Here is a 23,720-nt window from a genome sequence, read left to right as displayed (position 1 = left end):
TTTCCTAACGTCCGTTAAGCCGCGTGTGCGTGTGAATAACGCTGAATTGAAAGGCCATCGGTACTGATATCAGTCTTATGATTCAATACGATGTCACTGATTAATTTTCCTGAACCACATGCCATTGTCCAACCTAAAGTGCCATGACCTGTATTCAAGAACAGATTTTTAAAGCGAGTCGCACCAATAATTGGAGTACTGTCTGGCGTCATTGGACGTAAACCTGTCCAGAAAGACGCCTGTGCCATATCACCACCCGGGAACAGGTCTTGAGTCACCATTTGTAAGGTTGCACGGCGGTCTTCGTTAAGACCTAAGTTAAAGCCACTTAGCTCAGCCATTCCACCTACACGGATACGTTGGTCAAAACGAGTAATCGCGATTTTGTAAGTTTCATCCAGCACTGTAGATTGCGGAGCAAAAGCAGGATCAACAATAGGAATCGTCAACGAGTAACCTTTTACAGGATATACAGGTAACTGGAGATCAAGCGGTTTCAAGAAATCACGTGAATAGCTACCAAACGCTAGAACATAAAGATCTGCGGTTAAAACCTTGCCATTTACCTGTACGCCTTTAATTTGATCGCCTTCGACAATCAATTTTTCTACGTTCTGGTTAAACTGGAAATTAACGCCTAGCTCTTTAGCAATTTGAGCTAAAGCATTGGTAAATAAATAGCAGTCGCCTGTTTCATCATTTGGTAAGTGTAAACCACCCACGAGTTTATCTTGTGCATTTGCCAAAGCAGGCTCTACACGACCGAGTTCATTAGCATTTAATAATTCGTAGCTTACGCCGCATTCTTCAAGCACGCTAATGTCGCGTTGAACCGCTTCCATTTGTGCTTCTTTACGGAATAGCTGCAAAGTACCTTTAGCGCGGTTTTCGTAGTGAATACCCGTATCTTTTCTGAGTTCACGTAAACAGTCACGGCTGTATTCAGCCACACGCATCATACGTTCTTTGTTCACAGCATAACTTTGTGGATTACAGTTTTTCAGCATTTGCGCCATCCACTGTAATTGCCACATGCTGCCATCTAAATTAATCGCAAGCGGTGCATGGTGTTGGAACATCCATTTCACAGCTTTAAAAGGAATTCCTGGTGCTGCCCAAGGGGTCGAATACCCAGGCGAAATTTGACCTGCATTACCAAAACTTGTTTCTTCAGCAGGACCTGACTGGCGATCGAGAACAGTAACCTCGGCTCCTTGTCGAGCCAGATAATAGGCACTTGCCACTCCAATAACGCCGCTACCTAGTACAATTACGCGCATTTCCATTCCCTCACGCACACCAGTTTATTTCACTAGTATATTTCTGCTTCAATAGTTTATTTCACTGTTTTTCAGGCTATAATCTAGGTAATTTTATGTTTTTCTCGCGAGAATTTTAAAAAAAGAGGAAATATCTATGCGCCCGTTAGATCGTATAGATCGCATGATTCTGGACATTTTGCAGCGTGAAGGACGAATTGCGATTAGTGAATTGGCATCGAGAGTCAACCTCTCTACCACCCCCTGTTCAGAGCGTGTAAAACGCCTTGAACGCGATGGCATTATCATGGGTTATTACGCCCGGCTAAACCCCGCCTACGTAGACCGCAATCTGCTGGTCTTTTTAGAAATTAAGTTATCTGCCAAATCTGGTGACGTTTTTGATCAGGTGGCTAGAGATTTAGTTGAGATTCCTGAAGTGCTTGAATGCCACCTCATTTCAGGTGAATTTGACTACCTTGTAAAAGCGCGTTTAAAAGAAATGAGTGCATACCGCCGCTTATTAGGAGATCTATTAAAGAAACTCCCCGCTTCTGCATCTTCACACAGTTATGTGGTCATGGAAGAAGTGAAAGAAACCCTATATTTAGATGTAAGTAAGTAAAGCGAGCATTCTTGAACTCGCTTTACTTACCTTTTGAAAATTAGAAATATTTTAAAATCGAAATATGCTTGTTTTGATGCTTGAACTTCGAGAACCACTTAACCGCTGGATAGAGTGCAAAAGACAGTACAATCGTGATTAGCCACAGCATCCATACATGGCCGACCGACAAATAACTCCCATAGTTTGCTCCCCACATACTTAGCGCAAACACATACATCAGTTTCAGCACATATAAATGCAGTAAATAAAAGAACATCGGCACCGAGCCAAACACGACCAATGGTTTTAGAAATGAGTATTGCTGCATACGTTCAAAAGCGGTCAGTACAATTAGTCCGATCCCAACATTTAGCAAAATAAACAATAAAGACGGCGGATACTTGGTGAGGTTAAAAAAGCTCATGAGGCTTAGTTGTAATGACTCAAAATGCTGCCACGGCTGGTCACCATAAACATTGATCAAACGTAGTAAAACAAACAACCCAATACTTGCGAAACCTAGACTAAGTAAAGCGAGGCCTCTTTGCTTTGCTGTATATTTTGAACTAAACAACTGGCCTAATACATAGCCCAATAAAATTACCCCAATCCAAGGTAAAACCGGATAGCTTGTACGAAGCTTAATGCCCGCAAACTCAAGCCAGCCACGTTCGTGTAAAACGAACCATATATTTTGTAGGATGTCTTGTGAGAAGTGCACAGAATCTAATAAGTTGTGTCCAAAAATAATCACCAACGCTACACCAGCAAGGACTGGCAAAGGCAAACCGACACAGCAAGCCAAGACCCCCATGCTAATACCAATGGCCCAAATCACCTGTAAATAAATGACTTCGGGTGGAAAAGTCGCTGTCCATGCAAAATTCACAAGGGTAAGCTCTAATACAATTAAAAATAAGCCGCGTTTTAATAGAAAGGCACGCGTTTGTTGTAAGTCCTGTTTTTTTGATTGAAATAAAAATGCAGAAATACCGGTTAAAAGTACAAAAACCGGAGCACAAATATGGGCCAATAAACGACTGCCAAATAATGCTGGTTCTGTTACTGTTACGTCCATTGGATCGGTAAACTGTTTATGTAAATAGAAAGTTTCTCTTACATGGTCGAGCAACATAATGAGGATAACCAAACCACGCAATGCATCAATCGACTGTAAACGTTCAATATTTTTTTCTATAGGCATAGCGGTAATCAATAAAATAATGTAACGTTATACTATTACATTATAGTTCTTTTGTCTTTTATGGCTGATTATTTATGCAACACAAATTAGGATTGTTGTCTTCGTTGGGTCTATCATTTATATCGACATTCACTTGGGCAGAAGAAACGTCAACGGTACTTGAGACCATACGCGTTCAGGCTGAAAGTACCCAAGAAGGTGTGAGCCAAAATAGCTCGGCGACTAAATTTGCTCACGATGTTTTAGATGTCCCTTTTAACCGTGCTTATGTTTCAAAACAAATGATGGAACAACAAGACGTTCAACGGATTGATGACGCATTAAGCTTGGTGAGTGGGGTTTTTCATCAAAACAGTTTTGGTGGCGGCTTTTGGGAAAACTACTCTTTCCGTGGTTTTAGTACCGACCCCAATTTAGGTGCATCCATGATTCGAAACGGCTTGAGTGTCAACCGAGGGATTAGCGCTCCCAAAGATGTCGTAAATATTGAATCTTTAGAGTTTTTAAAAGGGCCTATGGCGGCTTTATATGGACGCGGTGAAACAGGTGGTTTGCTTAACCTCAATAGTAAAAAACCACAGTGGGAAAGCGAAAGTGAAGTTAACCTACGTGCCAATACCCAAGAACAATATCGAATTAGTCTGGAACACACGGCGCCTATAAACGATGAACTGGCCTATCGTGTAGCAGTGGCTCATGAAGATAATCAAAGCTTTCGTGATCATGTCAGCAGTGAACGCTGGTTCTTTTCTCCACAGCTCACATGGAAAATTTCAGACCAAACGCAACTCGACTTTGACAGTGAATTTACAGAGCATAAAGGAACCTTTGACCGTGGTGTCAGCACAGTCAATCACCAGTTTGTGATGGACCCGAAAACCTTTACAGGTGAACCTGACGATGGCGATTTGAAAATAAAAGATTACTTTTACCAATTACGTCTGAGCCACGAGTTTAACCCTGACTGGAAGCTAAATAGTGCAGTCAGTTATAAAGATGCCAAAATGGTGGGTTTTGCAACCGAACCTCGTCGTATGCAAGCCGATGGACGTACTTTAGAGCGTCAACGTCGCTATCGTGATTATACAAGTGAAGATGTGCTGGCTCAGACCGAGTTACTGGGCAAGCTTGATACGTCTTGGGCACGTCATGAAATTTTACTTTCAACCGAACTTGGTCAACTCGACTACAAACAAAACCAGCTTCGTCGCAACCACAGCACAAGCTCACCAAACACAATTGATATTTACCAACCTGAATATGGCAAATATTTACCAAACCTTGCACCATTTACCAATACAAAAGAACAGCAGCGTTACTTTGCGCTTAATGTACAAGATCAGATCTTTTTTAATGACCAGTGGAGTGTGCTATTTGGCAACCGTTTTGATCAGGTCGAACAAGACTTTAAAAATCACCTGAGTCAGACTGAAAGCAACCAGACGCTTCACCAAAATAGTCCGCGTTTCGGAATAAATTTTAAAGCCTCTGACCAATGGGCGTTTTATACCAACTATGGTCGCTCATTTGCCATGAATAGTGGTATGAACCGCAATGGCCAGACTTTTGCTCCTGAAAAAGGTGAAAGTTATGAGGTCGGCACCAAATATAAAGTGAATGACCAAAGTGTGCTGAGTCTCGCCCTGTTTAAAATGAAAAAGCGAAATGTACTCACAACCGACCCAATCGACAGTAACTTTCAAACCGCAGCAGGCGAAGTGAGCAGTAAAGGAATTGAGTTTGACTTAAATAGCCAAATCACTGACCGCTGGTTCGTCAATGCCAACTACAGTTATACTGATGCTCAAATTGAAAAAGACCAAGACTTGGCAAAAGGTGCACGTCTAAGTAATGTTCCAAAACACCAAGGTGCTGTAAGTACCAATTATGAGTTTCTACAAGACGGCTCAACAAAAGCAGGTGTAGGTGCCAACCTTACCTATGTAGGCGAGCGTAGCGGACATAACCTTGATAATGGCTTTAATTTACCAAGCTATACCCTCGTAAACCTAAATGCTTACTATGCTCCATCTGACCGCTTACGCTATCAACTGAACGTAAACAACCTATTTGATAAAACCTACTATGTCTCAAGCTATAGCGATTTATGGGTTCAGCCGGGTGAACCATTGAATGCTTCAATTTCGGCACAGTGGAAGTTTTAATTTATCTATAAAATAAAAAAGCCCGAATTATTTTCGGGCTTTTTTATTAGAACATGCCATTTTCATTTACAAGCTGTTCGGGCTGTATTTGTCCGATATCCCAAAGCTCAGCAATTTTTCCATTTTCAAAACGGCAAATATGAACCACAGCCAAAATGGTGGCTTTGTCATTCATTTGCATTTCAAGTTTCGAATGCACGGCGACCAAAGTCCCATCTTCAATGACATGTTGAACATTAAAGACTTTATTGGGATTTTCAGCCGCGCTTTCACGCATCCCTTCCTTCAAAGAAGTCGCATCACCCGCATAATAAGGATTGTGATGCTTGAAATTAGGCGCAGTGTAATTGCTATAGGCTTCATCGACTTCGCCTGCTGCGGCAAGTTCTAGAAACCGTACCGCAATTTGTTTTTGAGATAAGCTCATGATTATCTCCTACTATTTTTAGACCTTACTGTAACAGGTCATCTTCTTCACTCTCTTCTTCGAAGACATAGGCCATGCAGCCCCAACCATCATATTCACCCTGAAATTTTTCAGCGATGCTGGCAAACCATTGTTCCAAGTCAACAATATCTGAATACTCAGGTTCCATATTAACAAAGATGGTAATTACCCATTCATTCGGCTCAACAGAGTCATCTTGGAAAAGAGAAACTTTTTGTTCTTGGTAAAGTAAATAAAGTGCACATTGCTCTGCATTTTTTTGATCATGAAAAGCAATTGAAAATTCAATTTCATGCAGCTCTGTTAAGTCATCCCCATCTTCAACCATTTGCCAAAGTACATTGCCGTTATCGTCATCGGGAAATTGTTCGTAGTCGCGATTCATTAGATTGTCCTTGTTGTTGCTCTAATTTGTATTATTCGACATCAAGAATAACCGACTTTTATTGCAGTTTGGATATGTATTCAGTTGCGAATTGCATCAAATTTTAATTTTTTAAAAAGGCACTTGCGACTCAATCACGACATCGGTTCCTTTCAGTGGATGTTGAAAAGCCAAATACGCAGCATGTAAGGCCATACGGCTTAAATGAAAACGTTTAGGTTCAGGGTGATACAGCTTGTCGCCCATAATCGGATGGCCAATGTGCATCATGTGCACACGTAGCTGATGTGAACGTCCTGTGACTGGTTCAAGTAACACTCGCGTTTGATCTGTTTTTTCATCATAAACGAGCGGTTGAAACAAGGTTTTAGCATGTTTGCCTAATTCAAAATGTACAATTTGTCTTGGGCGATTTTCCCAGTCGGTAATGAGTGGAACTTCAACACTACCCTCTTGTGCGACTTGGCCTTGCACCAAAGCAATATAATGTTTTTTGACTGTTCTGGCCTGAAACATTTTACTTACCGCGACTTCTGCATCACGGTGCTTGGCAAACATAAGTAAGCCCGACGTTGCCATATCTAAACGATGCGTCACTTTAGCCAAAGGGAACTTTTCTAGTACCCTTAAATAAGCACTGTCATGATGCTCAGGTAAACGGCCCATCACAGACAACAATCCCGCAGGTTTATCGACCACAATTAAATCATCATCTTCAAATAAAATTGAAAGCGGATCTTGTGGTGGAGCGTAAACAAAGTTGTCGTTTAAAGGCATGGTCGTAGAAACAGCAAGGGAGCATGGCGGCAAATCATAAAGAAATTTCAGACCTACCGCAAAGCAATCTATAAGCTCTCATCATGTTCCACGTGAAACTAAGAAAAGCTTTATCGTTTTTTATTCATTTCCGCCAAAAGATCTAGCTGAATTTCTTGAATATGTGCAAGCCTTTCCCACTGATGCGATAAAAGATGATCCATTTTTTCATGCAAATGGCGAATCTCAAGTTCCGCTTTTAAATTAATTTGATAGTCATGTTGAGAGCGCAAACGGTCTTTGGCTTCTTGACGATTTTGACTCATCATAATAATAGGTGCCTGAATTGCGGCTAAACATGACAGCACTAAATTCAGTAAAATAAAAGGATAAGGGTCGACAGGACGGACTACCATCACGACTGTATTTAATACTATCCAACCTGTTAAAAAGATCGCAAAACAAATCAGGAAAGACCAACTTCCACCAAATGTCGCGATCTTATCTGCCAGTTTTTCCCCAAACGTCCATTTTTGATCAAAGTCGGATTCGGTATTTCGGCTAATTAATTCATGGCGTTGCATACTGCCAATCACTTCATTTTCTAAATTAGAGAGTTCGCCCTTTTCCGAGCGTAATAGCGACTGCACATATTTAATTCGATAATCTGCCAGATCGGCCCGACAAATAAAGCTTGAGTAATTCCAATCTGGATGATCTTGGATAATTTCATCGCTAATCACATTCCGAATGACTTCACCCGAAACCAGATCTTTTAACGGGAAATTCTTTCCGCATACGGCGCATTGGCGACACTGGTTTTTATTCTCCATCTTATTCAGCTCGCAATTATAATAATAAGGATATTATATAAATGATTTAAGACGGCAACATCGTAAATAAAAATAATGCTTTAACCCAATATTTGTAAAGTTGCTGGCACTATTTTTCGATGTGCAGGAATCACCGGAACCATGTAGAGTCTTCCAAGCCAATTTTTAATATGCACCACTGTGGTTACCGTCAGGACTTGAGTCTTTTCATTCTTATAAATAGATAAATTTACATTTAAATGCTTGTCATCATCTCCAATCACTAATTCATTTTCGGTACGTTGCCGTAAGGTGAAAATTCCAATTCGGTCGCCTGTGACATATTCATTTTCTTTTTTATTCGAATCAATTTGCTTAAAACTTCCTAAGTCTTTAAGCCCAATCTTTGAAGTAATTTTATTACGCACATTCATGCTCCACTCTACCCACTCTGGAGTGTGATGGAACAGTTTAATAAGTTGCCCAAATACATTCAGGTCAGGCTGACCAAGCACAATACTCCACGAGTCGTGGAAGTAGGCATTGTTCAATTGAGATGAGATTTGACTGTCGCTAGGTAAAGCAGAAAGATAAGGCTTATTCATAAATTATATTCTTGTAAAGTATAGTTTTTATTATAGAGAATTTTTTAGGGTGTCAAGGGAAAACATCTATGGTTTACTTCAACAATCATAACTTTGTAAGTTATAACCTTGTGCCTATAAACTTTTGATCTATAGCGTCCTAAGCCGAATCGAGACCTTTTGGGTGAGTACACACTAACGTTATACGTTTTGGTGCATGCTACTCTTTTCGATCCCTATCACACCCTTGAGATATAGTTTAGCCAGCACCCTGCGGGATTGTTTTTCTAAGAAAAGCGAATTTTTAATATTTTTGGGAATTTTTACGCCATTAGACAAATTTAAAAGAATTTATTCCCATTTACTAATAACTAGTTATATTTAAATTCCACTTTACTTCTATTTTTCGGTTTATTTTACCAATTAAATCACTCTATGATCCTATTAGAAAATAGATAGTAAACATTTCTTCAATTCGGAAAACACTACTCTAGGTTTTTTATAAATTTGAAATTTTAATAAAAGCTACATCATCCGAAGTATTCAAACCCAACTAACTTCTTTCTGTTTTTCATATTTTTGTCTTGTTCTTTCTGCATTATTTTTAGATTTAATTTTTTCGCTTGAATACATTATAAAAACATATTATAAATTATTTCTAACCAAATAATTGGTTTTTTGGAACTTTATAATGAACAACAATATTATAATTTTTGGTTATGGAACAGGTATTTCCAAAGCCGTGGCACATAAGTTTGGTAAAGAAGGCTATAAAATCGGTTTAGTGGCGCGTAATGCTGAAAAACTTGAAAAAGCCATCTTAGAACTTAAGGCACAAGGTATTGAAGCTTATGCTTTTACATGTGATTTAGCGGTTCTTGAAGATATACCAAACCTAATTAAACGCATTAAAGATCAATTAGGAGAGATTAAAAATATTCATTGGAATGCTTTCCATGATATTGAAAGCAATATCTTAAAAACCCCTCCACTAGAGCTTACTAAAAGCTTTCATATTCGTGTTTCGAGCTATATTGCGACGGTACAAGCTTGCTTAGGTGATTTAGAGAAGAACCACGGTAGCATTTTATCGACAAACGGAATTTTTGCTTTCGATGCAGTGGGTATCGACTTGGTTGCCAAAGAATATTCATCGTTAGCAACCACCGCTGCCGCTCAATACAAGGCCACCAACTTACTTGCTCATAGTCTTGCTGACTCAAATGTTTATGTGAGCCAAGTCATTGTGAATGGTTTTGTAGATGGAACCCCAGAAGCGAAGGATAAAACCTACGCGGTACATCCAGAAACAGTTGCAGATCAGTTCTGGTACCTACACCAACATAAACAAGAAACGGTTTCTCTTTGTGGAGAAGCCATTCAAGCTGCTTAAACTATTTCTGATGAGAGAAGAAGTGTAATCAATTAGGCTTCTTCTCGTTTTTAAATTGATGTCTGTATGCATCCGAATTCTTTAATTATTTTTCATATTCTGCAGGATCAATTTTGTATTTTTTAAATAAAATTGAGCGTACTGAATCATTTATACTATCGTCATATTTAATAATGAGATAAATATCTTTTTTCGTCAAAGGAATAGTTTTTAAAATATCATTTAGCTCCATACTTCTGATAGAGCGTACTTCACTTGGCTGTTTAGATATTTCTGGATCTTGCTCTTCAAATTTAAAGTCTACGCCTTGTAAATTGAAATAAACCATAACTCTTCTATTTAAAGAATCACTATCATCATATAGAACTGTGCCTGCTGGAAGAATTGTATATGATGAATAGTTATCGAAATTTGATGCTATTCGTAGAGGTTTCTCTAGAACATGAATTTCTGGTGTCTTTGTACGGTTCCAGAAGTAATAATTTAATAAAGACTGTATGATGAAAAGTAAAATTAGCACGGTAATTAATAAATTCTTTTTCATATCTACTTCTTATTAAAATATCTTTTATTCTTTAACTACAAATTCATAGGTCTTATCTAAATTCCCATCACCACTAGCATAAAAACCCGCATATATATGAATCGTAAAAGTTCCCTTATATTTTGGAACTCCAGAAATTTTTAAATTGTTATAAGCATCCGCTTCATTTTCATCTATTGGGCTAATAGAGATATTCATATCACTAGGGAAATTGGTTTCAACTTCAAAAGAATATGGTATCACTCTACCACCTGATATGTTTAATTGCTGATTATATGCCTTACCTACATAGGCTACTGGAAGCCTTTCAGGCTCAATTGTATATTCGTGACCACACCCTGTCATAACTAACAATGGCACACCCAAAGTTACTAATTTAAGCTTCAGATTTTTAAACAAATTATTTTTCTTCCCATACAATTGGAAATTTTTCTGATTTAGAGACATTACCAATCATTGCAGAGAAAATGGCTTGGCATTCTAAATTAATTTTTTTAACTGAACTGATATCTATAGGTTCACAGCTTCTATTATTATTTGAGCAGAATTCTACAGATACATCAATTTTGTTATTTTCAATCTTATCTATATAAGCATCCAACATTTGGTTGTTATTAGCAGTATTTTTGCAAACTATTTTTTTCGATGATGATTCTTTTACTTTATCCAGAACTTCATTGTTCTTAAAATTAATAGAAAAATTTAACTTTTCATTACTTTTCCTAGAATGTTCTATTGTGAAATTTGAAATTTTTTCACTACATCCACTTAAAAGAATTAGCCCTAATAGGTAAAGAAATTTTTTCATTTAAAACTCTATTGGAAATTGGATTTTCTTATAGCTTCTTTTGATATCAGAATATTATCTACCATAACTTTACTGCTTTGTAATAACCCACCAAAAACTACTCTACAAGACATATTGCTAGTTAACAATTTTTCTAACTGGTTCCTATCAATACATACATTCATGGATTCATCTTCGGAAACTTTGAAGTACCCAGATGGTGTATATTTTCCTGTACATCCATAAAGGCTGAGCACAATTAAAAAATATTTATACATCCATTTTATTCAAAATTAGCATTCGTCAACTTTGCTTTATTTGATTGATAAGCATCATTTGAGTAATTTTTTCTTAATTCAATTCTGCATTCAGTATCAATTTTTGCTTTTTTAATATCGACTGAACAATCATCATTTTTACATATTTCGACATGTGCCATATATTTATATAATTGATTATTAATTTCTTCTGAATCTAAGTCTACCCCACCTCTTACCATAAGCTGATTTTCCAAACAATTTAGCTTAGAAATAGGAAATAGATTTTTTTCAGAAATTTCTTTTAAAGAAGAAGAGCTTGTAACAAAACCTTGGTATGTTTTTTCTCCACTATACATAGATTGGAAATATTTAAATTTTCCAAAATTAATATCGGTAGATTGAGAATTTATGTTTTTAGAAGTACAACCAAATAATAAAAATATCCATATACATGATAAAAATTTCATTTTACTTGAACCTTTTTTAATTCGGCTTGCAATATTTGCTCTGGTGATTTAGAAAAGAATTATGGCAGTATTTTATCGACAAACGGGATTTTTGCTTTCGATGCAATTGGCATCGACTTTGTTACCAAAGAATATTCATCCTTAGCAACTACCGCTGCTGCTCAATACAAAACCACTAACTTACTGGCTCATAGTCTTGCTGACTCAAATATTTATGTGGGCTAAGGATTGTAAATGGTTTTGCAGATGAAACACCTGAAGCTAAAGATAAAACTTATACGATCCATCCAGAAACGGTTGCGGAGCAGTTCTGGTACTTACATCAACATAAACAAGAAACTGTTTCTCTTTGTGGAGAGCCATTCAAACTGCTTAAATTATTTTTTATGAGAGAAGAAGCGTAACCAATTACGCTTCTTACAGTTTATTTTACATAAGGCCAAATGTCTGGGTCTATATAGCTTTCATCTATATGATAACCCTCTTTTTTCATATTATTTTCTTCAGTTTTACGGGCTTTTTTATTATTAGCAACTTCAGTTTCAAATGCTTGCTTTAACTGCTCTGAATTCATCTTATCTGAATCAGAGATAGCATTTCGCCCTGCATATTTAAAGTTTTCAAAGCTGTACCTCACCATATACTGTTCTTTTTTATCATCTTTATAGGTCCGTCGAAGACTAATACCCAGCTCCACATCCCCATTATACAAATTAAATACCAACCTATTTGTTTTCGAAAGCACATCCTGCCATTCTTTAAAACTTAAGATATAAGTTGGATCTATAACCTCTCCCATAGTCTCAGTCATATGCTTTAGATTATCTTGTTTATCAATTCGAGCACTAAAAGGTAAAAAATACTGCTTCCATTGTTTGTCATTAATCTGATGTACTAATTTAGTATAAGCAGTATAAGCCTCTTGGCTCGTAGTATATTCATTTGGATGCAAGCTAGCATTAATGTCCATGATTTGAATACCATCATTGCTTCGTCGAGCTACTTGTGTACCTAGCACACTGATTACATTTTCAATTTCTAAATTACTCTTTTCACTAAATACACGTACTCGACCTAGTTTTGGTGGAGTCCAATCTAATGATAAAAAATTCATCCCTGCAGGTTGACGATCAACTGGTGTAGTACTATTTTTACTAAAATCTTGCATGCCTTGTTCACCAAAATGAAGGGCTATTACATCTTGATTTTGGTTCATTGACTTATTTCCTTGGGTAGTATTATTTGCGGGCTTACAAGAGGTTAAAAAGATGCATGTAATAATGCAGATAAATAAATATAAAAAGTTTTTCATAATAGGTTTCCAGCTTTGTCTAGCATCACACCTTCCCTTCATTACTACTTGAATGTATTTTAAAATCGGCTTTACTATTTCCCCATTTAGAAATAGTTTTCAATTCTTGTTGTAAAAATGGCCTACCTTTTTCATCAAGCATTAAACGGTGATATTTTTCAGCTGCTTTACCAATCCATTTCATACGACTATCATAATCTTCAGCAATCGTACCCTTGAGAGGAGCAATGTAAACGTCCTCTTTTAATTCTACTAATTGATCAGCTTTACTACCTGTATAATTACCAAACCAATTCTTTTTTACCGCGTTTACACTATAATCACTTGATAGAACAAGTGTGGCATCTGGCATACCTATAAACCAACGTTGCATCCACGCACCAAATTTAACTGAGCAATTTTCCCAAACAACGACTTGAAGAATATTATGTTGTTCCTGTACCGCAATAGCCATCAAATGATCGAATAGATTTTGACTCGCTTTTCTATATTTACTTTTCTCATCACCTCCATTCAAAAAAGCTTTCTCAATGGCAGGTAATAAAGTAAAAGCATCATTAATTTCTTTCGTCACCTTTAAATTTTTAATACTAGGTAAACACGATGACCATGGCAAATTCATTAATGCTGGCTTAACAAATTTGAAAGTACTAGTATCTCGCGTACCTTTACAACTCTTAAAAGATTCTGAAGATGCACTCCAAGCTAAATGCCAAGGAGCAATATCCATAAACAACCACAAATTGCCACGAGCAAAAAGATTTATAGCCTCTTGTACACCGACATTATAGCCAAGCAGACTCCCCCAATGCTTAAATATAGTTGCAACTGTTTTTGAGGCAAAAGCTCCTAAGCCCATCCAATAATATCGCCCCAAAAGGTTCTTATTTCCACCGAGCTCTATTTCTAAAAATATTTTGGCATATACGGAGGCAATTCTTCTTGCTCTTGCCTCATATCCTGGCTCAAGTTTATAGCTATTCGCTTTTTGTAAGTTAGATAATCTCTTGATGGCTTCTTGCTGATATATTTCCCAAAATGTCAAACAGTCACAGTGAGCATCCTTACAACTATGTTCACTTATGTTCGTTTTACTGTTCCAATCTAAACTGTTAGACATTTTTATTTACTTCCTTGCGCTGGATCTACCCAAACTTCGGTCTCATCTACTGTTTCTAAATCCAACCATAATAAATCGAGCTTAAGCTCCTGTTCTTTGGGACTATGTATTTCTTTGGTTTGACCTTTCTTATCTGAGTTAGCAAAAATTTCTTTACCTTCAGAAGATATCTTGTAATCAATAAATGAAAGTGGCTCACCTGAAGGTAATAGCATCTTGAACCTTTCATTATAGGCTTCGTAAGCGGGTAACCCTTGAAGGTTCATACCTACCTCAGCTCCCCCCATAAATTTATGCTGTCCAGCCTTCACCTCAAACTTGCCGCCTGTAGTCATAAAAATACCCGAACCAGTAATTCTGACTTGAGAGCCGCCTGCGGTGAGCACAATTTCCTTGGATGCCGTCGCTTCGATTTTGTCTTCAGTCGAAATCACCTGAACAGCTTTACGGGCAATTAAATCTGCTCCATCACCTTGCGCCTGTATCTCGACTTTACCTTTGCCTGCATAGAGTCTTGCCCCTTCTTGCGCTGCAAAAAGGCTAATTTTATTTTGGGCGTGTGCGATCAGGTTCTTTTGAGTAGATAGGTTAATACTGTCGCCCGCAGTTTGGTTGAGCTGCCCATCTGCACTTAAGTGAATGTCTTCATTACTCGCGACCGCAATACTATTTGGGCTTGCCAGTAGCATGATCGCATCTTTGAAAGTTTTGGCTTTTGCGTTGTCTTGCTGTTCAAGTTTTTCAATAAACGATTTTAGGTTTTCTAAATGTTCTAAGGGGTCAGTTTGCTGATTTTTAGCAACTTCACTGAGTGCCTTGGCATTGCTAAGACCACCTTCAATTTGTTGTTTGGCCTCAGCTGAGTCTAAGTGTACGCCTTGGGCTTGGTCTTGTTTATGAGTACTAATGAGTAAGCCACTGCCTGCACGTACCGCGCCCCACTGGTCAGTTCTGAGTTCAAAACCTTCCCCACGACCATCGCTTTCCGCCTTGTCTTTTGGATGGCTTAAGTTACCGAGGTTGAGTTGGCTAGCTGCATGGCTGCTTTGTAACTGAGCACTGATTTGACCTGTGGTGTCATCAAAACGGAGTTGGTTAAAGCCTTTGCCGTCGACTTCTTCAGAGCGAATACCACTGAGCTTTTTGGTATCAGGTAATTGGCCTTTCTGGTCGAACTGGGTTGGGTGGCGTTCCGCTTCGTGAATACGTCCCACCACAAATGGTCGGTCAATGTTGCCATCAAAGAAGTCAATCACCACGATCTCGCCGACACGTGGTAAGAAGCGTGCTCCATAACCTGCACCTGCCCATGGGGTCAGTACATCAACCCAAGCTGAGTCGGTGTCATTGTCGTTACTGCCTGCTCCACCGTCATGGCTATGGTCATCAGCTCGGGTAAACAGGAATCGGACTTTAATACGCCCCCACTGGTCAACATGAATGCTTTCACCCTCTAGCCCCACAACTTTAGCGCGCTGCGGGTAAGCTACCGGTCGGTGTTCTAGCGGGTTATATTCAGGTACAGCTTTAACGTTGCGTCGAACGACATTGAGTTCAGCAAAGTGGCGCTGCTCAGGATTTTGCGTGTCGAGTTCAGTTGCCTTGAGTTTGTCTTGTGGTAATAGGCGTTCAAGTTGCTGTTGTAATTCTTTAGGTAAATTATTCTGGTTGTAGTAGTGCTTGCTTAAGATTAAAAACTCTTTATCAGCACTGTCATGCTGGTCGAGTTCTGGGTGTTCATTGAGTTCAAACCAGTAACCCACCTGCGCATCACGGATGTTACCTGCAACGGTAAACTGTTTAGAACTCAGGTGATGGTAAGCGTTAATGTGTTGGTTAAGCTGTTCAATTTGACTGTTGCCTGAAGCGGTAGCTTGGTCTTCGCCTTTTAAGTCCTGCATCCAAGCAGGGCTAACATGCCATGCATCTTCAAGGTTCAGGCTAGCATTGTCATAGTGTTCGCTGTGCTTTTGGGTGCCTTGTACGCTGCCACTGCCTTCTTCTTGTTGAAGGGCATCAGCTTGCCAGCGTTGGATATGAACCGAGGTTGGTTGTAAACGACGCTCAGCTTTGACTTGGGTAATGGTATCGAACTGTTCTGTTGCACTGCTGCGTTGATAGCGGATACTACGGCGTTCAAGCGCCTGATAATTTTGGTTATCGTCAATTAAACGTAAGACTTGTGGCTGAATAGAAGCATTCGGGTCCGCGACTAAAAGCTGTGACTCATCGACCAGCCAATTAATGCCTTCACTACGCCACAAACGGGTTAAAAAGTCATAATCGCTTTCGTTTGACTGCATCACAAATGGACGCATATCGTAGTCTTTGGTTAAGCCAGATGTATCAAGGGTTAAGCTTGAAGCAAATAACGGACTTTTGCCTTGCCATTCTTTAAACAAAATTTCGCTAATATCGCGCACGCTTTTATTCATAAATACGCGGCTATTGCGGCGTTTATGCCAGAGTGCAGTTGGGTCTTTTAAAGTTAAATTATAAATGGTGAGTGAGCCGTCACTTTGACCTTGGCTCGCTTCGGTAATAATACCTGTCGTTCTAAAAAACTGGCCTGTATCGGTAACCTGATCGACGGCAACCTGACAACCAATAAATTGTTTTAATGCAATATGCGCGTTGGTCGACAGACACAGTAGTTCAGCAACGCTGCCCTGATTAAGCGTATGTTCGCCCTCAATACGTTGTAAGAAGACTTGCTGATTTAAAGACTGATTTGAGAATTGGATATGTACAGCACGATTTTGTGAAACAAGGCCTAAACGTTCCAATATACTCGACACACTCATCTGCATTTTTATTATCAATCAAACTTATATTTAAGCTCTATTTTAATTAAAAAAAGACTAATCTGTCTATCTATACTCATTTTCAAAATGTAACTAGTCAAAATATGCATTTTTACGTTAATTTCTTATTCAATAGGTATGTCAAAGGTAAACTTCGATCATTTTAATGCATTTTAAATTATTTATAGATACTTAAATGATATAGCTAAGCAAGAGATAATTAATTCCCAGCACAACTTAGTGGAAACGTATTTAAGCTAAAAAATATTTATAAAAACCAATAAATTGCATATTTTTATAAATTTTAAAGTAAAGCTCTTATCTATATTTTTCTTTTTGGGTGAATGTCATTCATCAACTAATTAATTCCCACCACTTATAAAACCATATATATGACCTATTTTATTCTTTTTCTCACGCCCATATATATTTCATATTTAAATTACCCTTCCCATTTTCTAAAAACCAGACAGGTATTTACCCCACCAAAACCAAAGCTATTACTCATGACTGTTTTGAGTTCGGTTTCTCGGCTCGTTTGAACAATATCGAACTTTTTAGCTTCTTCGCGCAGTTCGGTAATATTAATACTCGGCGCAATAAAGTTATTTTGCAGCATTAAAATAGAATAAATAGCTTCATGTACGCCTGCTGCCCCCAAACTATGCCCAGTCATGGACTTTGTCGAACTGAGCGGCGGGACTTTTTCACTGCCAAAAGCTCGCTCTATGGCCAATAGTTCGGGAATGTCGCCTGCTGGCGTTGAAGTGCCATGCGTATTGATATAGTCAATCGTTTCAGAGCCATTTTGCTTGGCTTCTGCGAGTGCCAGTTTAATGCAACGTGTCGCGCCTTCACCGCTCGGGGCCACCATATCGACACCGTCACTATTGGCAGCGTACCCAACCACTTCAGCCAAAATTTTTGCTCCGCGTTTTTGGGCATGGCTTAAAGACTCCAAAACCACCATGCCACCGCCGCCAGCGATTACAAAGCCGTCATTATCTTTTGAATATGGGCGTGAAGCCGTTTCAGGTGCATCGTTGTATTTAGAGCATAATGCGCCCATTGCATCGAATATTGCCGTTTGCGACCAATGGTCTTCTTCACCGCCACCCGCCAGCATCAGATCTTGTTTGCCAGCGGCAATAAGGTGATATGCATAACCGATTGCATCGGCTGAAGTCGCACAGGCACTCGCGACTGATTGAGATACGCCTTTTAGGTTGAAAGCACGTGATAAGTTAGAGCTAATGGTGCTGGTGAGGTAGCGTGGTGCTAAATCGGGTGATACTTCGCTGACGCCTTTTTCTTTTAGGGTATGCAACATGTCGATGATAGACGCTGTTGAGGTGCCGCCTGTTCCCCCAATCACGCCATATTTTGAGTTGTTGGCAATGTCATTTACATCAAGCTTGGCGTGTTGTAGTGCATCGAGTGCCGAGTTGTATGCATACATGGCGCAAACGCCCATGTGTTTTTTTAATTCTGGATCGATGTTTTCAAAATTCATTTCGGCTGTGGCGCTCACATGACTTCGAAAGTTCAGTTTTGCATAGACTTCGTTATAGCGAATGCCTGAGCAGCCTGCTTTTAAGGACTCGGTTACTTTCTCTAATGTATTTCCAATACAGGAATTAATTCCCATACCTGTGATGACAACTCGTTCCATTCTTATCTCTATAAAAACGACAAAAATAGATCTTAACAATCAAGTTCTTTTTTGGAACTGGCAAAATATTTCTATATTTATTATTTTTTCTCATCGAATATAAATAAAAATTTAATAATAATTCTGTTATTTTAAAAATATATTTAGTTTTATTATTAAATCAAAAATATTTTAAATATTAAATTGACGTAATTAAAATCACCGATTATTATCTCGTTGCTGGCCTACATTGCCAGACGGTTTTAGCAGACCGTAACCTCGTAGCGGTTTATAGTACAATCTATAAATCGTTAGACCCTTGCGTCCCCTTTTCTTTGCGGTAGGACGGGAGGGGGACGCCCCGCGCGTGCTGGTTCTACGAGGCCAGTCTGCTAACCCCCTTTCGTTCTACCACCCTAATTAATTCGCGGTAATCTGGTGGTAGAACTCCATTTTTTAAGGAGTTGGCCATGACATTTTTTAATCTTATTTTCTCTGTTTTTTAACTATTTTATTGATTTAAAATTTGGGTTTTTACACCTTATTTTTTTTAAATTTATAAACTAATTTTATTTTAAAATTTTAATTATTTTATTTTCCTGTATTTATAGGAGGATTAACTTTTATTTAAAAATTATTTTAATCCCCCAAGAAATTATATTTTTTATTTTAGTCATAGATATAAATACTCATGAGAATAATATGAAAATTTATAAACCCTTTTTGGCTTTAAATTTCATAGTCGGTAGCTTAGGTGTTGCAGGTTGCAGCCTTCATGCTCAACAGGAGTTTGAAAAAATTTGCCTATCGGGTGGGCATAGCAAGACCAGTTGCGAATGTATTTACCAGCAACTTGAAAAAGCTTATTCCCCAAAAATGATGCAGCGCCTAGAACATGTCAGTTTGCAAAGTCCTGTTCTCCCACGGGACTTTGCCCCTACTTTTTTAAGCACTATACAGCGGTGTGACAAAAGTAGTCTGGGCTAAGCGTTGGCTTAGCTCTTTATCTCTATGTCACAATGGTGTTTTACTTTAAATCAGCGCAAAAAATTAAAGTCTGTTGTGGCATAGGGGCCTAAGTTGAATTCAAAATAAGATAAATAAAAAGCGTTCTTGTACGTTTTATCCTACAAACTTTTAAGGTTTTTGCGGATTGTCGACATCCTGCTTTTTTCCTATTATGAACTCATACAGGAACAGGATGTTCCGGAACATAAAACAACAATAATACGTTCAAGCACCAGGAGCGTGAGATACGACAGGAGTCATATCTAGTACCCAAATACGAAAAAGCCCAACAGGATGTTGGGCTTTTTTTATTGCTGTTTAAAAATGCTCTGAAAGAAAATTTTCATATTGTTTTATTCACTATATATCTTTGAACCACTTGATCGAGAGTAATTTCAGAATGAAGGCGGCCATTGTTTGCTTGAATGGTTTTTGCAGAAGCTAAATTAGATTTATAGCAATGTATATGTAACTCTGTTAAGCCTAATTTCCATGCTTCCTGAATTGTAAGTTCCAACAATTTCGAGCCAAAATTCTGCCCACGTTTAGAGGGACGAATACCTAAACCAATATGCCCACCACAATATTCAATCTGTTCATTGAGTTTAAGGCGCAAGTTAGATGCGCCAATAATTTCATTACCTTCTACTAACCAATATGTAATGTTAGGAACATGCCCTTCTTCTAGGGACTCCCCTTTTTCATAATCTCTTAGTTTATTCAAAAAACTTTCAAAATCTCTATGGTCAAACTCTGTTGTCAAAGGGTGGCGACCTTCATCTGCTAATTCATTGATATAGTCGTTATAGCTGTCTTTAAATCTCAAATGAGGTTTTACCAAAATAACGGTCATTTATTACTCCCAAGAAGTTGTTCTTTTTATAAGCAGAATTTAAAAATAACATAATATTATCAATAACAACTCTTTTTCTTCTCTTAGCCCTAAAGGATTACTCTTAAAATAGGCCCTAGCTATCCGTTTGCATGTCTCTAGTACAACATTTCCCAAGCCATTCTCTAATGTAAGATTTTTCTTACAAGCTTTTAAGGCTTTTGCGGATTGGCGACACTCTGCTTTTTTCCTAATATGAAGTCATACAGGAACAGGATGTTCCGGAACATAAAACAACAATAATACGTTCAAGCACCAGGAGCGTGAGATACGACAGGAGTCATATCTAATCACCAAATACAAGAAAGCCCGACAGGATGTCGGGCTTTTTTTATGCTTATTAAAAATTGATATTTGCACACACCTATAGCGGGGTATGCGCCTGTTCTTGCTTTTTATGGCGAATCCAACGCACCACCCAAATAACTGCAATCAGCACCACTATTGCCACAAGTGCAGGCACCAGCATTGCTGAAACCGAAAGTAAGATTGCGCCAATCCACTCACCTGTTGCAACGACAAAGTTACCCAAGCCACCTGTGGTTGCAGTTGAAACACCACGTGCAGCAACGGTACTCATTTGCACCACACCTGCCGTACCACCACCGACAATAATGGCTGCTGCCCAACTGGCAAACTGAGACATTTCTCCACTACTCACCGCCATTGTCGCTAATGTACCCGCAATCATAGCCGCAGGGGTTGCGACTGTGTCTAAGGCATTATCGACCCACGGAATATAGTAAGCCGCAACTTCACACACCGTTGCCACACCTAAAGCCAAACACACCGATGGCAGAGCTAACCATTCAAAGCCTTTCGATGGCTCAAACCAGCCCATCATGGTGGCAATGCTCATGACCAGTAGCGGCACAAACACGCGAAAACCGCAGGCAGCGCTCAGGCCCACACCAATACATAAACCCAATATCGTTTCCATAACGGTTTCCTTCTTTATGCCCATCACGGGTCTTATTATGTAAGTCTTATTTTTAAATTAACAAAAAAGCCCCATCGGGTGACAGGGCTTTTTGTTAAATGCGAACGCAAATATTATTTCATTCTTAACGTTTAAATTGTGTGCAGTAGCATTTCGTACAAGGTGGTAAAGGGTCGGTATTAATTTCTAAAAACACTCTATGACCGCACTGAGCACAGAAATAGAAGCCTGTTCCGGGTTTTTCGCCAGCTGTTACCATGATTACATTCCTATAATCGTATATATATTAAACAGGAATATAACCCAGTTAGAGTGATTGTCAATTGTCCATTTCGCCCGATGATGATGGCATAAATGCAAAAAATGTTATTTGTACGATTTATCTTACACAGATTTAGGGATTTAGCGGATTGGCTGTCCCCTACTTTTTTTCTAATATGAACTCATACAGGAACAGGATGTTCCGGAACATAAAACAACAATAATAGGTTCATGCATCAGGATCGTGAGATACGACAGGAGTCATATCTAGCAACCAAATACGAAAAAGCCCGACAGGATGTCGGGCTTTTTTATATCTTCAACAAAACATTATGTCTCAATTTTAGGCTGTATTGTTTGTTTAAGCTAAAACAATTCTTTGAGTAAAGTTAAAAAATTAATACCTTTTGTTTCTACTAATCATCTCTTTCCCATCCCATGCGCCCTTCACAAAACTCACAACCTGTTACGTAAGACTCTTCCCTTAAGTTTGTAGATTGTTCATTACACCATTCACAAGTACCATATGAACGCGAGACATCAAAACATTCTACACATAACAAATCATTTTTATTTATTTCTATAACTGTTTCATATCCTGAGCAAGCCCCACAATTAATAGGAAAGTAATTACTTACCCCATCTCTAATTGCCATATATGCAGCACTATCATCTACAAACTTTTCTTTAAGATCATCCTCATTAAAAGAGTGTTTACATATATTACATTCAGCACGAGGTTCTCCCTGAAATCGCACCTCTCCTTTAGAACACTTATCACACTTAATGATATACGCTGAATTATCAGGAGACTTTCCCTTGGGAGATTCTAGGCAGCCAACTTATAAAAGTCTTCGGCCATTTGATTTGGTGTCTTAAAACCCAAACCCTTTTGAATTCTTCGATGATTATAAAATAATTCAATGTATTTTATAATATCTGCTTTGGCTTCTTCTCTGGTTTGATAGTTGTAATGATGCACTAACTCATTTTTCAGTATTCCCCAAAAGCTTTCAATCGGTGCATTATCGTAACAGTCTCCGCGCTTGCTCATTGAACCTTGAAAACCATATTGCTCAAGTATATTTCGATATTCATGGCTGCAATATTGACTTCCTCTGTCTGAATGCACAATCAGTTCTTTGGTTGGTTTTTGATTGTGAATAGCCATATTTAGCGCATTACAAACAAGCTGTGTTGTCATGCGCTCATTTAAGCTATAGCCAACCACTTGCTTCGTGTAAAGGTCTTTTACCGCTGCTAAGTACAGCCATCCTTCAACAGTCCATATGTACGTAATATCACTTGACCATGCTTGATTTGGTCTAGTCATTGAGAATTGTTGCTCCAGCAGGTTTTCATAGATCGCTCGATTATGGTCACTATTCGTAGTCCTTTTAAAACGCTTGTGTCGCTTACAATACAGGTGGTTCAGCGCTTTTATCTGACGTACAGCGTACATACTCATTTTTATACCCTGAGCTTGTAAGTATTTGGTTAATCGAATATAACCATAGCTCTGCCTTGTCTCCTCATGGGCTATTTTCACCAATATCGTCTGTTGATTTCGTTGAATCGTTCTTTTGCTCACGCCTCTCTTGAGCCAATCATAAAAACATGAAACTGAAACATGAAGTAATCGAGCCATTAAGGTAATTGGAAAAGAATATCTTTTTTGTTTCATATAGGCGTACCTTACTGACTTTCTTTGGCAAAGTACGCTGCTGCCTTTTTTAAAAATTCACGTTCCATTTCAGCTATTTTGAGCTGTTGTTTGAGTTTTTTATTTTCTTCGAGTAGAGCGTTTAGATCAGGTGAATACTGTTTTGTACCTGCTAAAGTTCCAGCCTTTGCTTTGGTATTCCAATTTGAAAGAGTTTGCATTGAAATGCTAAGTTGTCTAGCTGTTTCCGAGACATTGCCTTGATTGGCTTCAATTAATTTGATGGCTTCAGCTTTAAATTCTGTGGTGTAAGTCTTGTGTTTCTTGCTCATGGTAAACTCCTGATGAGTGTGTTTAGTTTACCAAGTTAAAACCTCCTGTTTTTTCAGCACACATCA

24 protein-coding genes and 2 pseudogenes are annotated in these 23,720 nt (G+C 38.5%); 5 read left to right on the top strand and 21 right to left on the bottom strand.

Annotated elements, in window-relative coordinates:
• Window positions 1–14: 14 nt before the first annotated feature.
• Window positions 15–1,280, bottom strand: a complete 1,266-nt coding sequence (locus J678_RS18075) for a D-amino acid dehydrogenase (protein ID WP_031956107.1) — start codon at window positions 1,278–1,280, stop codon at window positions 15–17.
• Window positions 1,281–1,416: 136 nt separating this feature from the next.
• Here J678_RS18075 and J678_RS18070 point away from each other — a divergent pair, with 136 nt between their 5' ends.
• Window positions 1,417–1,884, top strand: coding sequence for an Lrp/AsnC ligand binding domain-containing protein (locus J678_RS18070; protein WP_001247568.1), 468 nt, complete (start codon window positions 1,417–1,419; stop codon window positions 1,882–1,884).
• Between the two features lie 40 nt (window positions 1,885–1,924).
• On the opposite strand, the gene J678_RS18065 is transcribed toward J678_RS18070, so the two are convergent.
• The gene (locus J678_RS18065; protein WP_031956109.1) at window positions 1,925–3,070 is read right to left on the bottom strand and encodes a DUF1624 domain-containing protein; all 1,146 of its coding nucleotides are present in this window, start codon (window positions 3,068–3,070) and stop codon (window positions 1,925–1,927) included.
• Window positions 3,071–3,144: 74 nt separating this feature from the next.
• Between J678_RS18065 and J678_RS18060 the strand changes: the two genes are divergently transcribed.
• Entirely contained in the window at window positions 3,145–5,235 is a 2,091-nt protein-coding gene (locus J678_RS18060) for a TonB-dependent receptor (protein ID WP_032027421.1), read from the top strand.
• Between the two features lie 46 nt (window positions 5,236–5,281).
• Here J678_RS18060 and J678_RS18055 read toward each other — a convergent pair whose 3' ends face one another.
• The 5 genes from J678_RS18055 to J678_RS18035 all read right to left on the bottom strand — a co-directional run bounded on the left by J678_RS18055 (window position 5,282) and on the right by J678_RS18035 (window position 8,241).
• Window positions 5,282–5,662: a nuclear transport factor 2 family protein gene (locus tag J678_RS18055; RefSeq protein WP_002050553.1), complete on the bottom strand. Its 381-nt coding sequence runs from the start codon at window positions 5,660–5,662 to the stop codon at window positions 5,282–5,284.
• Window positions 5,663–5,687: 25 nt separating this feature from the next.
• A complete protein-coding gene (locus J678_RS18050; protein ID WP_002050544.1) occupies window positions 5,688–6,068 on the bottom strand; it encodes a ribonuclease E inhibitor RraB in 381 nt (126 codons plus the stop codon).
• Between the two features lie 111 nt (window positions 6,069–6,179).
• Window positions 6,180–6,845: an RluA family pseudouridine synthase gene (locus tag J678_RS18045; RefSeq protein WP_031956111.1), complete on the bottom strand. Its 666-nt coding sequence runs from the start codon at window positions 6,843–6,845 to the stop codon at window positions 6,180–6,182.
• Window positions 6,846–6,955: 110 nt separating this feature from the next.
• Window positions 6,956–7,657, bottom strand: a complete 702-nt coding sequence (locus J678_RS18040; protein WP_031956112.1) for a DUF1003 domain-containing protein — start codon at window positions 7,655–7,657, stop codon at window positions 6,956–6,958.
• Window positions 7,658–7,737: 80 nt separating this feature from the next.
• On the bottom strand, window positions 7,738–8,241 hold the full coding sequence (locus J678_RS18035; protein WP_031956114.1) for a DUF2867 domain-containing protein: 504 nt from the start codon (window positions 8,239–8,241) through the stop codon (window positions 7,738–7,740).
• Between the two features lie 670 nt (window positions 8,242–8,911).
• Between J678_RS18035 and J678_RS18030 the strand changes: the two genes are divergently transcribed.
• Window positions 8,912–9,613, top strand: coding sequence for an SDR family NAD(P)-dependent oxidoreductase (locus J678_RS18030; RefSeq protein WP_004711133.1), 702 nt, complete (start codon window positions 8,912–8,914; stop codon window positions 9,611–9,613).
• Between the two features lie 85 nt (window positions 9,614–9,698).
• Here J678_RS18030 and J678_RS0104480 read toward each other — a convergent pair whose 3' ends face one another.
• The 5 genes and pseudogenes from J678_RS0104480 to J678_RS18025 form a co-directional block, all read right to left on the bottom strand.
• On the bottom strand, window positions 9,699–10,157 hold the full coding sequence (locus J678_RS0104480; RefSeq protein WP_031956115.1) for a hypothetical protein: 459 nt from the start codon (window positions 10,155–10,157) through the stop codon (window positions 9,699–9,701).
• Window positions 10,158–10,181: 24 nt separating this feature from the next.
• Entirely contained in the window at window positions 10,182–10,604 is a 423-nt protein-coding gene (locus tag J678_RS0104475) for a hypothetical protein (protein ID WP_031956117.1), read from the bottom strand.
• Entirely contained in the window at window positions 10,558–10,965 is a 408-nt protein-coding gene (locus J678_RS0104470) for a hypothetical protein (RefSeq protein ID WP_031956119.1), read from the bottom strand. Before J678_RS0104470 ends, J678_RS0104475 begins: the two co-directional genes overlap by 47 nt.
• An 8-nt stretch (window positions 10,966–10,973) precedes the next feature.
• A pseudogene (locus J678_RS23990) lies at window positions 10,974–11,177 on the bottom strand (hypothetical protein); the annotation flags it as partial.
• Window positions 11,178–11,227: 50 nt separating this feature from the next.
• Window positions 11,228–11,671, bottom strand: coding sequence for a hypothetical protein (locus J678_RS18025; protein ID WP_031956122.1), 444 nt, complete (start codon window positions 11,669–11,671; stop codon window positions 11,228–11,230).
• Between the two features lie 36 nt (window positions 11,672–11,707).
• On the opposite strand from J678_RS18025, the pseudogene J678_RS23775 reads away from it, so the two are divergent.
• Window positions 11,708–12,075, top strand: a pseudogene (locus J678_RS23775) (short-chain dehydrogenase); the annotation flags it as partial.
• Between the two features lie 20 nt (window positions 12,076–12,095).
• Here J678_RS23775 and J678_RS18020 read toward each other — a convergent pair.
• The 4 genes from J678_RS18020 to J678_RS18010 form a co-directional block, all read right to left on the bottom strand.
• Window positions 12,096–12,983 carry a hypothetical protein gene (locus tag J678_RS18020; RefSeq protein WP_031956124.1) on the bottom strand — a complete coding sequence of 296 codons (888 nt, stop codon included), beginning with the start codon at window positions 12,981–12,983 and terminating at the stop codon, window positions 12,096–12,098.
• Between the two features lie 25 nt (window positions 12,984–13,008).
• Window positions 13,009–14,103, bottom strand: coding sequence for a DUF2515 family protein (locus tag J678_RS0104460; RefSeq protein WP_031956125.1), 1,095 nt, complete (start codon window positions 14,101–14,103; stop codon window positions 13,009–13,011).
• Window positions 14,104–14,105: 2 nt separating this feature from the next.
• A complete protein-coding gene (locus J678_RS18015) occupies window positions 14,106–16,913 on the bottom strand; it encodes a type VI secretion system Vgr family protein (RefSeq protein WP_031956126.1) in 2,808 nt (935 codons plus the stop codon).
• 436 nt (window positions 16,914–17,349) lie between these two features.
• Window positions 17,350–18,579, bottom strand: a complete 1,230-nt coding sequence (locus J678_RS18010) for a beta-ketoacyl synthase N-terminal-like domain-containing protein (RefSeq protein WP_031956127.1) — start codon at window positions 18,577–18,579, stop codon at window positions 17,350–17,352.
• Between the two features lie 681 nt (window positions 18,580–19,260).
• On the opposite strand from J678_RS18010, the gene J678_RS0104455 reads away from it, so the two are divergent.
• On the top strand, window positions 19,261–19,545 hold the full coding sequence (locus J678_RS0104455) for a hypothetical protein (protein ID WP_031956128.1): 285 nt from the start codon (window positions 19,261–19,263) through the stop codon (window positions 19,543–19,545).
• Between the two features lie 364 nt (window positions 19,546–19,909).
• Here J678_RS0104455 and J678_RS18005 read toward each other — a convergent pair whose 3' ends face one another.
• The 5 genes from J678_RS18005 to J678_RS17990 all read right to left on the bottom strand — a co-directional run bounded on the left by J678_RS18005 (window position 19,910) and on the right by J678_RS17990 (window position 23,654).
• Window positions 19,910–20,419 (bottom strand): GNAT family N-acetyltransferase, encoded by a 510-nt coding sequence (locus tag J678_RS18005; RefSeq protein WP_031956535.1) that lies wholly within the window; start codon window positions 20,417–20,419, stop codon window positions 19,910–19,912.
• 403 nt (window positions 20,420–20,822) lie between these two features.
• Window positions 20,823–21,398, bottom strand: coding sequence for a DUF4126 domain-containing protein (locus J678_RS18000; protein ID WP_000447804.1), 576 nt, complete (start codon window positions 21,396–21,398; stop codon window positions 20,823–20,825).
• 124 nt (window positions 21,399–21,522) lie between these two features.
• Window positions 21,523–21,657, bottom strand: a complete 135-nt coding sequence (locus J678_RS23770; RefSeq protein ID WP_001983336.1) for a zinc ribbon-containing protein — start codon at window positions 21,655–21,657, stop codon at window positions 21,523–21,525.
• Between the two features lie 418 nt (window positions 21,658–22,075).
• Window positions 22,076–22,417, bottom strand: coding sequence for a hypothetical protein (locus tag J678_RS17995; protein ID WP_031956534.1), 342 nt, complete (start codon window positions 22,415–22,417; stop codon window positions 22,076–22,078).
• A 71-nt stretch (window positions 22,418–22,488) separates the two neighbouring features.
• Window positions 22,489–23,654 (bottom strand): IS3-like element ISAba22 family transposase gene (locus J678_RS17990; RefSeq protein ID WP_085940844.1). Its coding sequence is split into 2 segments (ribosomal slippage): window positions 22,489–23,396 and window positions 23,396–23,654, totalling 1,167 coding nucleotides; the frame shifts between segments, so codons are not numbered across the junction.
• Window positions 23,655–23,720 lie beyond the last annotated feature (66 nt).

This window comes from Acinetobacter sp. 1424608 (assembly GCF_000588255.1).
Taxonomy (GTDB): Bacteria; Pseudomonadota; Gammaproteobacteria; order Pseudomonadales; family Moraxellaceae; genus Acinetobacter; species Acinetobacter nosocomialis.
Note: the sequence above shows the minus strand (reverse complement) of the source record. Positions and strands in the feature narration are given on the sequence as shown.

Coding starts and splice junctions, on each gene's coding strand:
- J678_RS18075 (WP_031956107.1), bottom strand. CDS start 1,280: ATGCGCGTAATTGTACTAGGTAGCGGCGTTATTGGAGTGGCAAGTGCC.
- J678_RS18070 (WP_001247568.1), top strand. CDS start 1,417: ATGCGCCCGTTAGATCGTATAGATCGCATGATTCTGGACATTTTGCAG.
- J678_RS18065 (WP_031956109.1), bottom strand. CDS start 3,070: ATGCCTATAGAAAAAAATATTGAACGTTTACAGTCGATTGATGCATTG.
- J678_RS18060 (WP_032027421.1), top strand. CDS start 3,145: ATGCAACACAAATTAGGATTGTTGTCTTCGTTGGGTCTATCATTTATA.
- J678_RS18055 (WP_002050553.1), bottom strand. CDS start 5,662: ATGAGCTTATCTCAAAAACAAATTGCGGTACGGTTTCTAGAACTTGCC.
- J678_RS18050 (WP_002050544.1), bottom strand. CDS start 6,068: ATGAATCGCGACTACGAACAATTTCCCGATGACGATAACGGCAATGTA.
- J678_RS18045 (WP_031956111.1), bottom strand. CDS start 6,845: ATGCCTTTAAACGACAACTTTGTTTACGCTCCACCACAAGATCCGCTT.
- J678_RS18040 (WP_031956112.1), bottom strand. CDS start 7,657: ATGGAGAATAAAAACCAGTGTCGCCAATGCGCCGTATGCGGAAAGAAT.
- J678_RS18035 (WP_031956114.1), bottom strand. CDS start 8,241: ATGAATAAGCCTTATCTTTCTGCTTTACCTAGCGACAGTCAAATCTCA.
- J678_RS18030 (WP_004711133.1), top strand. CDS start 8,912: ATGAACAACAATATTATAATTTTTGGTTATGGAACAGGTATTTCCAAA.
- J678_RS0104480 (WP_031956115.1), bottom strand. CDS start 10,157: ATGAAAAAGAATTTATTAATTACCGTGCTAATTTTACTTTTCATCATA.
- J678_RS0104475 (WP_031956117.1), bottom strand. CDS start 10,604: ATGTCTCTAAATCAGAAAAATTTCCAATTGTATGGGAAGAAAAATAAT.
- J678_RS0104470 (WP_031956119.1), bottom strand. CDS start 10,965: ATGAAAAAATTTCTTTACCTATTAGGGCTAATTCTTTTAAGTGGATGT.
- J678_RS18025 (WP_031956122.1), bottom strand. CDS start 11,671: ATGAAATTTTTATCATGTATATGGATATTTTTATTATTTGGTTGTACT.
- J678_RS18020 (WP_031956124.1), bottom strand. CDS start 12,983: ATGAAAAACTTTTTATATTTATTTATCTGCATTATTACATGCATCTTT.
- J678_RS0104460 (WP_031956125.1), bottom strand. CDS start 14,103: ATGTCTAACAGTTTAGATTGGAACAGTAAAACGAACATAAGTGAACAT.
- J678_RS18015 (WP_031956126.1), bottom strand. CDS start 16,913: ATGCAGATGAGTGTGTCGAGTATATTGGAACGTTTAGGCCTTGTTTCA.
- J678_RS18010 (WP_031956127.1), bottom strand. CDS start 18,579: ATGGAACGAGTTGTCATCACAGGTATGGGAATTAATTCCTGTATTGGA.
- J678_RS0104455 (WP_031956128.1), top strand. CDS start 19,261: ATGAAAATTTATAAACCCTTTTTGGCTTTAAATTTCATAGTCGGTAGC.
- J678_RS18005 (WP_031956535.1), bottom strand. CDS start 20,419: ATGACCGTTATTTTGGTAAAACCTCATTTGAGATTTAAAGACAGCTAT.
- J678_RS18000 (WP_000447804.1), bottom strand. CDS start 21,398: ATGGAAACGATATTGGGTTTATGTATTGGTGTGGGCCTGAGCGCTGCC.
- J678_RS23770 (WP_001983336.1), bottom strand. CDS start 21,657: ATGGTAACAGCTGGCGAAAAACCCGGAACAGGCTTCTATTTCTGTGCT.